This window comes from Bradyrhizobium neotropicale (assembly GCF_001641695.1).
Classification (GTDB): domain Bacteria; phylum Pseudomonadota; class Alphaproteobacteria; order Rhizobiales; family Xanthobacteraceae; genus Bradyrhizobium; species Bradyrhizobium neotropicale.
In genome coordinates this window covers 93477-108903 of sequence record NZ_LSEF01000058.1, presented here as the reverse complement: position 1 = coordinate 108903, position 15427 = coordinate 93477, and the positions used below count along the sequence as shown (strand labels likewise).

Sequence of the window (15427 nt, the reverse complement as noted above, 5' to 3'; positions counted from 1 at the left end):
CCCGGCCGGTCCCGCCGGCTTGAGAATTCCCCTGATGGTCCCGCATTTTACCGTTATCCGCGACACCACACCGGCTTCCGCGATCCCGCGGGGCTCCGTGGTCGCCATGGGCAATTTCGACGGGGTCCATCTCGGCCACCGGGCGGTGATTGCAGCGGCCCTGGAAATGGGCCGGGCGCACGGTCGTCCGGCACTGGCATTGACCTTCGAGCCGCACCCGCGCCGGTTTTTCAGCCCCAACACCCCGCAATTCCGCCTGACCGACGAGCCGGCGAAGCTGCGGCTCTTGGCCGGCACCGGGCTTGCCGGCGCCGTGGTCATGACCTTCGACAAGGCCCGTGCCGGGACCAGCGCGCAAGATTTCATTCACCATGACCTGATCGACCGCCTCGGCGTCAGCGGCATCGCCGTCGGCTACGACTTCCATTTCGGCAAGGGCCGGGTCGGCTCGCCCAGCCTGCTCGTCAACGAGGCACCCCGGCTCGGCATCGAGGTCGACGTGCAGGCGCATGTCGATATCGACGAGCGGCCGGTCTCCTCCAGCGCCATCCGGATCGCGCTCGCGGAAGGGCAGCTCGACGAGGCCACCGCCATGCTCGGTGCTCCCTGGTTCGTGACCGGCGAGGTCGTCCATGGCGAAAAGCGCGGCCGAGACCTCGGCTATCCCACTGCCAACATCCGTCTGGATGCCAATTGCGGCCTGAAGCACGGCATCTACGCGGTGCGGGTCGGCCGCGGCACCGAGCGCCTGGACGGGGTGGCGAGCTTCGGCCGCCGCCCGACCTTCGACAATGGCGCGCCGCTGCTGGAAATCTTCCTGTTCGACTTCAAGGGCGACCTGTACGGACAGGTGCTGGACTGCGCCTTCATCGGCTTTATTCGCGAAGAGCTGAAGTTCGACAGTATCGAAACCCTGATCCGCCAGATGGATGACGACTCCGCCCGCGCCCGCGCCGTGCTGGCCGCCGCCCCGGACGCGTTTCCGAGGCTGGGAACGATCGATTGAGGGGGGAAACGGCCCCGTTCCCCGCCCCCTTTGCGCTTCCCCGGCCCTGCTGCTATGGAGAGCCCATGTTTGCGCGGCGCATCATAGGGATTAGCGGCCCGGCTTCCGCCTGAGCCATTCGGCTCGGCGCAAGACCGGGATTTTGTCGTTTCACCCCGCGATTCCAGTCGCCATCCGTTTCCGCGCCCTTCCGAGCCAGTCATCCTCATGTCCGAAAAGCCGCAAAAGTCCGACGCCAAAGACTATTCCAAGACGCTGTTCCTGCCCCAGACGGAATTCCCGATGCGCGCGGGCCTGCCGCAGCGCGAGCCGGAGATCCTCAAGCGCTGGTACGAGATCGGCCTCTACGAGAAGCTGCGCGAGAGCGCGAAGGGCCGCGACAAGTTCGTGCTGCATGACGGCCCGCCCTATGCCAACGGCAACATCCATATCGGCACGGCGCTCAACAAGATCCTCAAGGATCTCGTCACCAAGAGCCAGCAGATGCTCGGCTTCGATTCCAACTACGTTCCGGGCTGGGACTGCCACGGCCTGCCGATCGAATGGAAGGTCGAGGAGGAACACTATCGCAAGAAGGGCAAGCAGAAGCCCGACTTCCGCGACAGTGCCGCCATGATCGACTTCCGGAAGGAATGCCGCGCCTATGCGACGCACTGGCTCAACGTGCAGCGCGAGGAATTCAAGCGTCTCGGCGTGATCGGCGACTGGGCCCATCCCTACGCCACCATGACCTATCCGGCGGAAGCGCAGATCGCGCGCGAGCTGATGAAGTTCGCTGCCAACGGCACGCTCTATCGTGGCTCCAAGCCGGTGATGTGGAGCGTGGTCGAGAAGACCGCGCTGGCGGAAGCCGAGGTCGAGTACGAGGACTACACGTCCGACATGGTCTGGGTGAAATTCCCGGTCACCTCGCCCGCGCACGGCGCGCTTGCGACCGCCAGCGTCGTAATCTGGACCACCACGCCCTGGACGCTGCCGGGCAACCGCGCCATCTCGTTCTCGCCGAAGATCGCCTACGGCCTCTACAAGGTGACGGATGCCCCTAGCGACAATTGGGCCAAGACCGGCGATCTCCTGATCCTCGCCGACGCGCTCGCCGAAGAGGTGTTCAAGCAGGCCCGCGTGACCGCCTATGAGAAGGTCCGCGACATCCCCGGCGACACCATGGACGCGATCGAGTGTGCCCATCCGCTGAAGGGGCTCGGCGGCGGCTACGAGTTCACGGTGCCGCTGCTCTCCGGCGACCACGTCACCGACGACACCGGCACCGGCTTCGTGCACACCGCACCCAGCCATGGCCGCGAGGACTTCGATGCCTGGATGGCGAACACGCGTGAGCTGGACGCGCGTGGCATCAACAGCGCGATCCCCTACACCGTCGACGAGAACGGCGCCTATACCGATCACGCGCCCGGCTTTGCCGGAAGGCGCGTCATCAACGACAAGGGCGAGAAGGGCGACGCCAACGACGCCGTGATCAAGGCGCTGGTCGACAGGGGCATGCTGCTCGCACGCGGACGGCTGAAGCATCAATATCCGCACTCCTGGCGCTCCAAGAAGCCGGTGATCTTCCGCAACACGCCGCAATGGTTCATCGCGATGGACAAGGACATTGCCGCGAACGGCAAGACCAAGTCCGGCGACACTCTGCGCGCCCGCGCGCTACATGCGATCTCGGTCACGCAATGGGTGCCGCCATCTGGCGAGAACCGCATCAACGGCATGATCGAGGCGCGCCCCGACTGGGTAATCTCGCGCCAGCGCGCCTGGGGCGTGCCGATCGCCGTGTTCGTGCGCGAGAAGGGTGACGGCTCCGCCGAGATCCTCCAGGACGAGGCCGTCAACGCCCGCATCGGCGAAGCCTTCGAGAAGGAAGGCGCCGACGCCTGGTACGCGCAGGGCGCACGGGAGCGCTTCCTCGGCCCGCGCGCCAACGAAGACTGGCAGAAGGTCGACGACATCCTCGACGTCTGGTTCGATTCCGGCTCGACGCACGCCTTCGTGCTCGAGGACCCCGTGCAATTCCCCGGCCTTGCCGGCATCAAGCGCAAGGTCGACGGCGGCAAGGACACGGTGATGTACCTTGAGGGCTCGGACCAGCACCGCGGCTGGTTCCACTCGTCACTCTTGGAAAGCTGCGGCACGCGGGGACGCGCGCCCTACGACATCGTGCTGACGCACGGCTTCACCCAGGCCGAGGACGGCCGCAAGATGTCGAAGTCGCTCGGCAACACCATCGAGCCGCAGGCCGTCATCAAGGAATCCGGCGCCGACATTTTGCGACTCTGGGTCGCGTCCTGCGACTACACCGACGACCAGCGCATCGGCCCCGAGATCCTGAAGAACACGGTCGAGACCTACCGCAAGCTGCGCAACACCGTGCGCTGGATGCTCGGCACGCTGCATCACTACAAGCCGGCCGACGCGGTCGCGCCCGCCGAGATGCCCGAACTCGAGCGGCTGATGCTGCACGAGCTGGCGGCGCGCGCCGGCGCGATCCGCAAGGCCTACCAGGAATTCGACTACAAGACGGTGGTAGCGATCCTGTCCGCCTTCCTGAACAGCGAGCTCTCCGCGTTCTATTTCGACATCCGCAAGGACACGCTCTACTGCGATCCGCCGTCCTCGCTGACGCGCAAGGCGGCGCTGACCACGATCGACCTGCTCTGCAACGCGATCCTGAAATGGCTGGCGCCGATCCTGAGCTTCACCGCGGAGGAAGCCTGGCGGATGTACAGGCCCGATGCCGAGCCCTCGGTGCATCTCACAATGTTCCCGGAAGGTCTGGAAAAGCTCCGCGACGACAAGCTCGCCGCAAAATGGGAGACGATCCGCAACGTCCGCCGCGTCGTCACCGGCGCATTGGAGCTCGCGCGCGCCGCCAAGACCATCGGCTCGTCGCTGGAGGCCTCGCCGGTGATCTACATCGCCGACCGGGACATGATGATGACGCTGTTCGACACGGATCTTGCCGAGGTCTGCATCACCTCGAGCTATGAGGTGCGCGAGGGCGAGGCGCCCGCGAGCGCATTCCGTCTCGATGCCGTTCCCGGCGTCGCGGTCGTGGTGGAGAAGGCGGTCGGCACCAAATGCGCCCGCTCCTGGAAGATCTCACCGACGGTCGGCGAAGACCCCGAATATCCCGACGTCACCCCGCGCGACGCCAAGGCGCTGCGGGAATGGAAGGCGCTGGGAGTCAGCGTTTGAGGCCCTTCCATGCCGGCGTACTCGCGGCGGTCGCGACCCTGATCGCCGACCAGGCCTCAAAGCTCTGGCTGCTGAACGTGTTCGACCTCGCTCATCGCGGCGCGGTGAGGGTGACGCCGTTCTTCGATCTGGTGCTGGCCTGGAATATCGGGATCAGCTTCGGCTGGCTGCAGAACGACGGCCAGGCGGCGCAGATCGCGCTGATGGTGGTGAAGGCCGTCGCGGTGGTCGCGCTGGCGGTCTGGATGGCCCGGTCGCACACCCGGCTCGCTACGATCGCGCTGGGGCTGATCATCGGCGGCGCCATCGGCAACGGCATCGACCGCCTGGCCTACGGCGCGGTGGTCGATTTCGCCCTGCTCCACGTCGAAATCGGCGGAACTACCTATAATTGGTACGTTTTCAACCTTGCGGACGTGGCCATCGTTGCTGGGGTGGCAGCCCTATTGTATGATTCCTTCCTGGGAGTACCCGCCGCAAAAGCGCCCTGATCCCGGCCGATACGGGCCGTTGGGTGGAACCTTGCTTGCGAGGGTCGACCGCGCATGACGCGGCGATCTGCCACAATATGGAACAGGTACAGTAATGCGCAGCTCCGAAACCAGCGGTTCGATGGTTCGAGATCCCCAGCGGGGGCTCTGGCGGGTGCTGAAATTGTCCGCGGTCGCGCTGGGCATCGGCCTCGTCATGTCGACTGGCGCGGTCCGCGCCGGCGACGACAATGATGACGACGACATGACCTTCGAAGAGAAGCTCATCGACAACCTGATGTCCGGTATCGGCGCCAAGAGCATGGAGAAGCCCGGTATCGACTATCGTGAGCGCTCGCCGCTCGTCGTGCCGCCCAAGCTCGACTTGCCGCCGCCCGCCGCGACCGAGGCCAAGGCCGCGCCGAACTGGCCGAAGGATCCTGACGTCAAGCGCCGCAAGGAAGCCATCGCCGCCCGGCAGAAGGCGAACAAGGCGAAGGAAAACTGGGAAGCGGCCCGGCCGCTGACGCCGGCCGAGATGAATGCCGCCAAGACGGCTGCGCCCGCCCGCGAGAACAACGATCCGATTCAGCCGGGCACCAACGGCAACCCGTCGCTGAGTCCAGCCCAGCTCGGCTACACCGGCGGCCTCTGGAACATGTTCAAGGGCAACACCTCCGAGGAGACGAAATTCACGTCGGAGCCTGCTCGCCAGTCGCTGACTGAGCCGCCGCCGGGATATCAGACGCCCTCACCGAACTACGCCTACGGCACTGGGCCGGACAAGTCGCGAAAGATGTATTACGACATCATGTCCGGCAAGGAGAAGGAGCAATAAGCTCCTTGCCTGTCGCGCGCCTGGTCGCGCGGAACCGCCGCAATCGTCCGGTGTAGGCCGGACGCGGCAGATGACCTATTTTTAAGTTCAACTTGACGGCGTTCTCTGCTTCGTGAGCCGAAGCTCAAAGCCGCGCGGTGTAGCATGCCGTGCTTTCACGCCCGGACGTCAGGATCCGGGCATTCACAAGGATCGTGATGCCCTCATACCGATCGATTGCCTGCCTTCTCGCCGCGCTGCTCTCGACCTCTGCTTTCTCAGACGGCAGTGCGCTCGCCCAGAGCACGGTCACATCCGCACCGCCCGCGAGCTTCACGCTCAGCAACGGCCTTCAGGTCGTGGTGATCCCGGACCACCGCACGCCCGTGGTCACGGAGATGATCTGGTACAAGGTCGGCTCGGCCGACGAGACGCCGGGCAAGTCCGGCCTGGCTCACTTCCTCGAGCACCTGATGTTCAAGGGCACGCAGAAGCATCCGGTCGGCGAATTCTCCCAGACCGTGCTGCGCGTCGGTGGCAACGAGAACGCGTCGACCTCGGTCGACTACACCAACTATTACCAGCGCGTGCCGCGCGAGCAGCTCCCGACCATGATGGAGTTCGAGGCCGACCGCATGACCGGCCTCATCCTCAAGGACGAGAACGTGCTGCCCGAGCGTGACGTCGTGCTCGAAGAGTACAATATGCGCGTGGCCAACAATCCCGATGCGCGGCTGAACGAGCAGATCATGGCGGCGCTCTATCTCAATCATCCCTATGGCCGGCCCGTGATCGGCTGGCACCAGGAGATCGAGAAGCTCGATCGCGAGGATGCACTCGCCTTCTACCGCCGCTTCTATGCGCCGAACAACGCAATCCTGGTGATCGCCGGCGACGTCGAACTCGCCGATGTCCGCCCGCTGGTCGAGCGCAATTTCGGGTCCATTCCGGCCCGGTCCGCCATCCCGGCGCGGCGCATCCGTCCGCAGGAGCCGGACCCGGCCGCCCCGCGCACCGTCACGCTCGCCGACCCCCGCGTCGAGCAGCCCAGCCTGCGGCGCTTCTATCTGGTGCCTTCGGCGACGACGGCCGCGGCCGGCGAGAGCGCGGCCCTCGACGTGCTCGCGCAGTTGATGGGCAGCGGCAGCAACTCCTATCTCTACCGCGCGCTCGTCGTCGATCGGCCGCTCGCGGTCTCCGCCAGCGCCAGCTATTCGAGCATCTCGCTCGATCCGACGCAGTTCTCGATCTCGGCCTCGCCGAAACCCGGCGTCAGCTTCGCCGAGGTCGAGCAGGTGGTCGATGGCGTCCTCGCCGGCATCGTGCAGAATCCGATCCGCGCCGAGGATCTGGAGCGGGTCAAGACCCAGCTCATCGCCGAAGCGATCTACGCCCAGGACAATCAGGCGGTGCTGGCGCGCTGGTATGGCGGCGCGCTGACCACGGGCCTGTCGATCGAGGACATCCGGAGCTGGCCGGATCGCATCCGCGCCGTCACCGCCGAACAGGTCCAGGCAGCCGCACAAAAATGGCTCGAGAAGAAGCGCTCGGTCACCGGCTATCTGATCAAGGACACCGCTACCGCCAAACGCGAGGAGAAGCGTTCGTGACCCATCCCTTCCTTCGCGCCCGACACATCGCACTGTCCTTCGTCACCGGCGCTGCGCTGGCGCTCGCCGCGGTCACGCCGTCGGAAGCCGCCGCAAAGATCCAGCACCTGGTCTCGCCGGGCGGCATCGAGGCCTGGTTCGTCCAGGACGCGACGGTGCCGCTGATCGCCATGGAATATTCGTTTGCTGGCGGCTCGGCCCAGGATCCCAAGGACAAGCCGGGCGTCGCCAACCTGGTCGGCGATCTCCTCGACGAGGGCTCCGGCGACCTCGATTCCAAGACCTTCCATGAACGGCTGGACCGCCGCGCCATCGAGCTCAGCTTCAGCGCCAGCCGCGACACCTTCCGCGGCAGCCTGCGCATGCTGCGCGACAACAGGGACGAAGCCTTCGACCTGTTGCGGATGGCATTGACCTCGCCGCATTTCGACACGGTCGACGTCGAGCGGATCCGCTCCCAGGTCCTCGCGGGGCTGCGCCGTGAGACCACCAATCCGTCCTCGCTGGCGAGCCGCAAATTCCTGGAGATCGCCTATGGCGATCATCCCTATGGGCGGCAGAGCAACGGCACGCTGGACAGCGTGCCGACCATCACGGTCGCCGACTTGAAGGATTACGTCGGCCGCGTGCTTGCCAAGGACACGCTGAAGGTCGCGGTCGTCGGCGACGTCGATCCGACCACCCTCGGCAAGCTGCTCGACCACACCTTCGGCAGCCTGCCCGCCAAGGCCAACCTCACGCCGGTCCCCGACATTGTAGCCGCCAAGCCGCCGCAGCGCGCCTTCGTGCCGCTCGACGTGCCGCAGACCGTGATCACCTTCGGCGGCCCGGGCTTCAAGCGCAACGATCCGAACTTCATGGCGGCCTACGTCGTCAACCACATTCTCGGCGGCGGCGGATTGTCGTCCCGGCTCTATCACGAAGTCCGCGAGAAGCGGGGCCTCGCCTATTCGGTGTACGAATCGCTGCTCTGGATGGAGCATTCGGCGCTGTTCATCGGCAATACCGGCACGCGCGCCGACCGCGCCGGCGAGACCATCGACGCCATCGAGAAGGAGGTGCGCCGCATCGCCGAGGAGGGCCCGACGCAGAAGGAGCTCGACGAGGCCAAGTCCTACCTCAAGGGCTCGCAGATGCTGGCGCTCGACACCTCCTCCAAGCTGGCCCAGGCGCTGCTGCAGTATCAGCAGGACAAGCTGCCGATCGACTATATCGAGAAGCGCAACGCCATCGTCGACGCAGTGACGCTGGATGATGCCAAGGCGGCCGCCAAGCGCCTGTGGGGCGAGGGACTCCTGACCGTGGTCGTCGGCCGCGCACCGCAGGCCGCGGCGCAGCCCGCAGCGGCCCCGGTGACGAAGTCGAACTGACTTCCTTACGTTGTCTGAAATGGCCGGGCTCGCCCCGGCCATTTTTTCGTCCGCTTATGCGCCATTGCCGAACGTAGACGTCCGCGATATGTCCGGGCATCACGAATGGTGCCACCATGCTGCGGATATCCCGCGATCTTGCCATCGACGAGGACGACATCGAGATCAGCTTCGTCCGCGCCTCGGGCCCGGGCGGACAGAACGTCAACAAGGTCGCGACCTCGGCGCAACTACGCTTCGACACGAGCAGGCTGACCCTGCCGGAGGACGCCGGCCTGCGCCTTGCCCGCATCGCCGGCCAGCGCATGACCAAGGACGGCGTCATCGTCATCCATGCGCAACGCTTCCGCACCCAGGAGCGCAACCGGCAGGACGCGATCGACCGCCTCGTCGCGATCCTGAGCGAGGCCATGGTCCGCCCGACGCCGCGGCGCGCCACCCGGCCGACCTTCGCCTCCAAGCAGCGCCGGCTCGACGGCAAGAAGCGCCGCAGCGACGTCAAGGCTGGGCGCGGCGGACGCTTCGACGACTGAGCGAAAAAAACCTCCAGTCGCGGAACGACTGGAGGTTTGCCGTTTCGAATCTCGGCGTTAGAGCGTTTTCGAGCGAAGTGGATACCGGTTCGCGTAAAGAAAACGCGTCAAACCAAGAATCTAGAGCCCCCGTTCCGCTTCCATCGGAACGGGAAGGTTTCTAGTAGCGCTTGCCGCTCGCGGAACCGCCCGAAGCGGGATCGTTGACCGTCCCCCTGGGCGCCGCGCTGCCCGTGGTGCCGACCGCGCCCTTCGTCCCTTTGGTCGACTTCATGCCCATCTTCTCGCCCGGAGCCCCCTGCTCGGTGCTGAGATCCTCATCCCCACTGCCGGCCGTGCCGCCCTGCATGGGTTTGCTTTGCACGGTGCCGCCTGTCTTGGCGCCGGATGACGTGCCTTGTGCGAGAACGGGCGTCGCAATGAGAGCCGAGACAGCGCATGCGATCACAGAGGTCTTGACCAACTTCATCCATTTCTCCTGGATTTTTTCGCGATGAACGGTTCGGCTGTTTCCCACGCCGCTCGGCTGCACCGGACCATGTCATCGCGTAAAGAACTCGAACGGCGCGGTCGTCATGCAATCCGCGTCGTGTGGTCATCGTTTAGGGATTTCGGGGCGCTTTCGCGGAATTGTGCTCCTCATATGCGGCAGCGCGGAACACACGCACGCCGCGAGCACCACCGCTTGCAGCGAAATAGCCCGCTACTACCACCGCATCTCTGACGCCGCCTAGAGTTTGCGCGCGCTGACGTTGATGTGGATGAGCGGGCTCTTGGTGATGCGCGCAGTCGTGCTGGGATTGTGCACCGCAGTGGTGCTGGTGGTGCGGGTTGCCGACGCGCAAATGCCTTTGCCGGCCGCAAAGCCGCCGGATGGCGCGACGCTGTTCAAGCAGCAATGCGCGGTGTGCCACACGATGGATACGTCAGCGCCGATGCGGCAGGGCCCGCCGCTGGTCAAGGTCGTGGGACGGCCGGCCGGCAAGGTCGAAGGCTTCCGCTATTCGGAGAGCCTCGCGAAAGCGGAGTTCATCTGGGACGAGGCCAGGCTCGATGCCTGGTTGACCAATCCGCAAGCCGTCATTCCCGGCGTGGTCATGGCCTACCGGCAGGCCAAGCCGGAGACGCGCGCCGCCATCATCGCTTACCTGAAGGAGCAGAACTGAATGGCGAAACCGGTCCATTCCATGATCCGTGTATTCGATGAGGCGCGATCGCTCGACTTCTACAGGCGCGCCTTCGGCCTCGAGGTCACAGATCACCTGAAGTTCGCGGACTTTGCCTTGATCTACCTGCGTCACCCGTCCTCACCTTTCGAGGTGGAACTGACGGTCAATTTCGATCGCAAGGAACCGTACGGCCTGGGTGACGGCTACGGCCATCTCGCCGTGGTGGTCGAGGATCTCGATGCCGAGCACGCGCGCTTCGAGCGCGAGAAGCTCGCGCCGGGACCGCTGCGCGACTTCAAGCACGATGGCAAGACGCTGGCGCGCTTCTTCTTCGTCAGTGATCCCGATGGCTACAAGATCGAGGTGATCCAGCGGGGCGGACGTTTCAATTAATCAAAATCACAAGAACTACGGAGGAACACCATGAGAGAAGTCGACCGTCGAAGCAAGCATAGCCGCCGCGTCTTTCTCAAGGGCGCGGCGACGGCCGTGCCGGTCGTGGCCGCAGCGACCAGCGTCGGCGTCAGCATCGAGAGCGCCTGGGCCGACGATGCGAGCGCATTGGAACCCGCGACGATGAAGACGCTGCTGAAGGTCGCACGCGACATCTATCCGCACGATGTTCTCGGTGACAGCTACTACATCGTCGCGATCAAGCCGTGGGACGGCAAGGCGGCCAAGGATCCCGCCGTCAAATCGCTGATCAGCGACGGCATCGCCCGGCTCGACCAGAATGCGCGCGACCGTCACAAGCTGCCCTATGCCGAAGTGCCCTGGGAGGCCGACCGCGTGGTGCTGCTGAAAGAGATCGAGCAGAGCGACTTCTTCCAGAAGGTGCGCGGCGACCTCATCGTATCGCTCTACAATCAGAAAGAGGTCTGGCCGAAGTTCGGTTACGAGGGCTCCTCCGCCGAGCACGGCGGCTACATCAACCGCGGCTTTGCCGACATCGACTGGCTGCCGAAGGCTTAGGTCGCACCCCAACGGTTCAGGAGAACGCATATGGCAAAATTCGATCTGAACGACAGTGGCGTTGTGGTGATCGTCGGCTCCGGAGCCGGTGGCGGCACGCTGGGCAACGAGCTCGCGCAGAAGGGCGTCAAGGTCGTCATTCTCGAAGCAGGTCCTCGCATCGAGAACCAGGACTTCATCAACGACGAGTGGGACAGCTTTTCCCAGCTCGCCTGGTCGGACACGCGCACCACGTCGGGAACATGGCGCGTCGCCAAGGACTTCCCGAATCTTCCCGCCTGGATCGTCAAGGCGGTCGGCGGCTCGACGGTGCATTGGGCCGGCGCCTCGCTGCGCTTCGACGAGCACGAGTTCAAGGTGAAAAGCACCTACGGCAACATTCCCGGCGCCAACCTGCTGGACTGGCCGGTCACGCTCGCGGAGATGGAGCCATGGTACGCCAAAGCCGAGAACAAGATGGGCGTGACCCGCACCAACGGCATTCCCGGACTTCCCGGCAACAATAATTTCAAGGTGCTCGAAGCCGGCGCGAAGAAGCTCGGCTACAAGACCGTGCACACCGGCAACATGGCGATCAACAGCCAGCCACGCGATGGACGCGGCTCCTGCCAGCAGATCGGCTTCTGCTTCCAGGGCTGCAAATCCGGCGCGAAATGGTCGACGCTCTATACCGAGATCCCGAAGGGCGAGGCGACCGGCAATCTCGAGGTCCGGCCCAACAGCATGGTGATCAAGATCGAGCACGACGCCAGCGGCAAGGTCACCGGCGTCGTCTATGCCGACGAGAGCGGCGCGACGCAGCGCCAGAAGGCGCGCATCGTTGCGGTCGCCGGCAATTCGATCGAGAGCCCGCGGCTGCTGCTCAACAGCGCCTCGACCATGTTCCCCGACGGCCTCGCCAACTCCAGCGGCCAGGTCGGCCGCAACTACATGCGCCACATGACGGGCAGCGTCTACGCGGTGTTCGAAAAGTCGGTGCACATGTATCGCGGCACGACCATGGCCGGCATCATCCGCGACGAGGCGGCCAACAATCCGAAGCGCGGCTTCGTCGGCGGCTACGAGATGGAGACGCTGTCGATCGGCCTGCCGTTCATGGCCGCGTTCCTCAATCCCGGCGCCTGGGGACGTCCGTTCACCTCAGCGCTCGACGGCTATCCGCGGATGGCCGGCATGTGGCTGGTCGGCGAGGACATGCCGCAGGAAACCAACCGCATCACGCTCGATCCGACCGTGAAGGACAAGCACGGAATGTCGGTCGCGAGCGTGCATTTCGACGATCATCCCAACGATGTCGCGATGCGCGCCCACGCCTACAAGCAGGGTGCCGCGGTCTACGACGCTGTCGGCGCCACCGTGACCTATCCGACGCCGCCCTATCCGAGCACTCACAATCTCGGCACCAACCGGATGAGCGAGAAGGCGAAGGATGGCGTCGTCAACAAGTTCGGGCAGACCCACGACATCAAGAATCTGTTCGTCTCGGACGGCAGCCAGTTCACCAGCGGCGCGGCCTGCAATCCGACGCTGACCATCGTCGCGCTCGCCATCCGGCAGGCCGACTACATCGCCGGCGCGATGCAGAAGAAGGAGATCTAGTGTTGTGACTCCGACAATCCATTCCGTCATTCCGGGGCCGGAGCGGAGCGAGGGAGCCCGGAATCCATCAGGCCGCAGAGTATGTGGGTAAATGGATTCTCAGATGCGCAATTGCGCATCATAGCTCGCGACTTCGTCGCGCCCCGGAATGACGCTGAGTGAACCTATAGCGAAGCGGCTCTGTCCTTTCGGACAGAGCCGCTTTTGCTTTAGGGGAAGCGCGCACCTGATGATGGATGGCTATTCAGCCGCATCGAGAATGGGCGTAACCGCCCTCTTGAAGTCCTGCACCGGCGCCATGCTCCTGGAGCGGTAGATCAGGCAGGAGCAGCGCAGCAGCGAGGCGAAATTGTTGACCTCGCCGTGATGGTCGAGGACCTCGTTGTAGAGCGTCGTCAGGAACTTGCCGAGGCTCATGCTCTCCTTGGCCGCGATCTCCTCCAGTGTGTCCCAAAACGCCATTTCCAGGCGGATCGAGGTGCAATGCCCGTCGATCCGCAATGAGCGGGTCTGGGACTCGTAGTCGCGTTGGGGCTGATGCGCGAAGAGATGGCACATGGCGTCCTCCCGTCCTGTTGCCATTTTTTCACGATGCTACACCCCTGCCCCACGCCTCACAATCAGGACTGCGGCAGGAGATTGGCACCCGTCACCGGCGCGCGAACGTCCAATGTCTTCAATGTGATAGACCTTCCCCTTCCCCAGCCTGTCACGATGGGGTTGCTCAACACATGCTTTTGACGCAACACGGCTTAAGATAACGCGACCAGCGAATCCCCAGACCTAAGCCCATGCCCGTCCGCCAGCTTCCAGAGCAAGTCGTCAACCGCATCGCCGCCGGCGAGGTGGTCGAGCGCCCGGCGAGCGTGGTCAAGGAGCTCGTCGAGAACGCGATCGATGCCGGTGCGAGCAGGATCGACGTGTTCACCGATGGCGGCGGGCGGCGGCGGATCGGCATCACCGACGACGGCGGCGGCATGACCGCGAAGGACCTGTCGCTTGCGGTCGAGCGCCATGCCACCTCCAAGCTCGACGACGAGGACCTGCTGCAGATCCGCACGCTCGGGTTCCGTGGCGAGGCACTGCCCTCGATCGGCTCGGTCGCGCGGCTCTCGATCACGACGCGGCATGCGAGCGAGCCGCATGCCTGGGCGCTGTCGGTCGAGGGCGGCGACAAGTCCGAGATCATGCCGGCGGCGCTGGCGCACGGCACCCGCGTCGAGGTCAACGACCTCTTCTACGCGACACCGGCGCGGCTGAAGTTTCTGAAGACCGACCGCACCGAGGCCGAAGCCATCCGCGAGGTGGTGCGGCGCCTGGCGATGGCGCGGCCGGATATCGCCTTCACGCTGGCAGGCGAGGAGCGCGCACCAGTCACCTGGGCCGCGGCGCTGCCCGGCGCCGCCGGCCGCCTGACGCGGCTCGGCGATATTTTGGGGGCGGAGTTCCGCAGCCACGCCATCGAGGTTCACGCCGAACGCGAGGGCGTCGTGGTCGCCGGCTATGCCGCCGCCCCTGCGCTGACGAAAGCCAACGCACTCGGGCAGTATCTGTTCGTCAACGGCCGCCCGGTGCGCGACAAGCTGATCCTCGGCGCGGTGCGCGCGGCCTATTCCGACTATCTGCCGCGCGACCGCCATCCCGTGGTGGCGCTGTTCGTCACGCTCGACCCGCGCGAGGTCGACGCCAACGTGCATCCGGCCAAGACCGAGGTGCGGTTCCGCAACGCCGGCCTCGTGCGCGCCCTGATCGTGCATGGATTGAAGGAGGGCTTGGCGCGCGAGGGTCGGCGCACGGCCGCCAACAGCGGCGGCAGCGCGTTGTCCTCGTTCCGCCCTGCTTTCGCGCCACGCCCGGCGAGCTGGGACTGGCGGCAGTCGCCGTCGGCGCCTACGGCGCCGCAGCCGTCGTTCGACGGCGCCGCCGCGCCCGTTTTCGCGGAGCGCGCGCAGGCCGCCTTTGATGTCGGCGCACCGAGCGCAGATGTGCGGATCGAGACGCAGCCGATCGGCGACCTCGTCGATCGCCCACTCGGGGCAGCCCGCACGCAGATCCACGAAAACTACATCGTCTCGCAGACGCGCGACGGCCTCGTCATCGTCGACCAGCATGCCGCACACGAGCGCATCGTCTATGAGCGGCTGAAGGCGTCATTGGCAGCCAACGGCGTGCAGCGGCAGATCCTCCTGATCCCCGAGATCGTCGAGATGGATGAGGGCACGGTCGAGCGATTGCTCGCACGCGGCGACGAGCTTGCGTCCTTCGGGCTCGCGATCGAATCCTTCGGCCCCGGCGCGGTCGCTGTGCGCGAGACGCCGTCGCTGCTCGGCAAGACCAATGCGGGCGGCTTGTTGCGCGACCTCGCCGAGCACATGGCCGAATGGGACGAGGCGCTGCCGCTGGAGCGCCGCCTGATGCACGTCGCTGCCACCATGGCCTGCCATGGTTCGGTACGTGCCGGCCGCCGGCTCAAGCCGGAGGAGATGAACGCACTGCTGCGCGAGATGGAGGAGACGCCGAACTCCGGCCAGTGCAATCACGGCCGGCCGACCTATGTCGAGCTGAAGCTTGCGGATGTGGAGAAGCTGTTCGGGCGAAGGTAAGTTCGAACTCGTAGGGTGGGCAAAGGCGCGCAGCGCCGTGCCCACCATCTCACGACGTGGTGGGCACGCTT

General features: G+C 65.3%; 14 protein-coding genes. 12 read left to right on the top strand and 2 right to left on the bottom strand.

Features of this window, described 5'->3' with window-relative positions; translation table 11 throughout:
* Positions 1–34 precede the first annotated feature (34 nt).
* The 7 genes from AXW67_RS18855 (at position 35) to arfB (ending at position 9013) form a co-directional block, all read left to right on the top strand.
* Positions 35–1006 (top strand): bifunctional riboflavin kinase/FAD synthetase, encoded by a 972-nt coding sequence (locus tag AXW67_RS18855; protein ID WP_063679075.1) that lies wholly within the window; start codon positions 35–37, stop codon positions 1004–1006.
* Between the two features lie 207 nt (positions 1007–1213).
* Positions 1214–4213, top strand: a complete 3000-nt coding sequence (gene ileS / locus AXW67_RS18850; RefSeq protein WP_063679074.1) for an isoleucine--tRNA ligase — start codon at positions 1214–1216, stop codon at positions 4211–4213.
* Positions 4210–4704: a signal peptidase II gene (lspA, locus tag AXW67_RS18845; protein WP_027551920.1), complete on the top strand. Its 495-nt coding sequence runs from the start codon at positions 4210–4212 to the stop codon at positions 4702–4704. Before ileS ends, lspA begins: the two co-directional genes overlap by 4 nt.
* Before the next feature lie 94 nt (positions 4705–4798).
* The gene (locus AXW67_RS18840; protein WP_063679073.1) at positions 4799–5521 is read left to right on the top strand and encodes a hypothetical protein; all 723 of its coding nucleotides are present in this window, start codon (positions 4799–4801) and stop codon (positions 5519–5521) included.
* Positions 5522–5718: 197 nt separating this feature from the next.
* Positions 5719–7110 carry a M16 family metallopeptidase gene (locus AXW67_RS18835; RefSeq protein WP_063679072.1) on the top strand — a complete coding sequence of 464 codons (1392 nt, stop codon included), beginning with the start codon at positions 5719–5721 and terminating at the stop codon, positions 7108–7110.
* On the top strand, positions 7107–8480 hold the full coding sequence (locus tag AXW67_RS18830; RefSeq protein ID WP_027551923.1) for a M16 family metallopeptidase: 1374 nt from the start codon (positions 7107–7109) through the stop codon (positions 8478–8480). Before AXW67_RS18835 ends, AXW67_RS18830 begins: the two co-directional genes overlap by 4 nt.
* A 116-nt stretch (positions 8481–8596) precedes the next feature.
* Positions 8597–9013: an alternative ribosome rescue aminoacyl-tRNA hydrolase ArfB gene (gene arfB / locus AXW67_RS18825; RefSeq protein ID WP_027551924.1), complete on the top strand. Its 417-nt coding sequence runs from the start codon at positions 8597–8599 to the stop codon at positions 9011–9013.
* Between the two features lie 160 nt (positions 9014–9173).
* Here arfB and AXW67_RS18820 read toward each other — a convergent pair whose 3' ends face one another.
* Positions 9174–9482, bottom strand: coding sequence for a hypothetical protein (locus AXW67_RS18820; protein WP_063679149.1), 309 nt, complete (start codon positions 9480–9482; stop codon positions 9174–9176).
* A gap of 310 nt (positions 9483–9792) precedes the next feature.
* Here AXW67_RS18820 and AXW67_RS18815 point away from each other — a divergent pair, with 310 nt between their 5' ends.
* From AXW67_RS18815 to AXW67_RS18800, 4 genes are read left to right on the top strand one after another with little or no spacing between them, the layout of a single operon-like run.
* On the top strand, positions 9793–10179 hold the full coding sequence (locus tag AXW67_RS18815) for a c-type cytochrome (RefSeq protein ID WP_082907961.1): 387 nt from the start codon (positions 9793–9795) through the stop codon (positions 10177–10179).
* The gene (locus AXW67_RS18810) at positions 10180–10575 is read left to right on the top strand and encodes a VOC family protein (protein ID WP_063679071.1); all 396 of its coding nucleotides are present in this window, start codon (positions 10180–10182) and stop codon (positions 10573–10575) included.
* A 30-nt stretch (positions 10576–10605) separates the two neighbouring features.
* Positions 10606–11154, top strand: coding sequence for a hypothetical protein (locus AXW67_RS18805; protein WP_063679070.1), 549 nt, complete (start codon positions 10606–10608; stop codon positions 11152–11154).
* Positions 11155–11184: 30 nt separating this feature from the next.
* Positions 11185–12753: a GMC family oxidoreductase gene (locus AXW67_RS18800; RefSeq protein ID WP_063679069.1), complete on the top strand. Its 1569-nt coding sequence runs from the start codon at positions 11185–11187 to the stop codon at positions 12751–12753.
* Between the two features lie 240 nt (positions 12754–12993).
* Here AXW67_RS18800 and AXW67_RS18795 read toward each other — a convergent pair whose 3' ends face one another.
* The gene (locus AXW67_RS18795; RefSeq protein ID WP_063679068.1) at positions 12994–13311 is read right to left on the bottom strand and encodes a ribbon-helix-helix domain-containing protein; all 318 of its coding nucleotides are present in this window, start codon (positions 13309–13311) and stop codon (positions 12994–12996) included.
* A 233-nt stretch (positions 13312–13544) separates the two neighbouring features.
* On the opposite strand from AXW67_RS18795, the gene mutL reads away from it, so the two are divergent.
* Complete coding sequence (gene mutL, locus AXW67_RS18790; RefSeq protein ID WP_063679067.1) at positions 13545–15356, top strand: DNA mismatch repair endonuclease MutL; 1812 nt, start codon at positions 13545–13547, stop codon at positions 15354–15356.
* Positions 15357–15427: the final 71 nt, after the last annotated feature.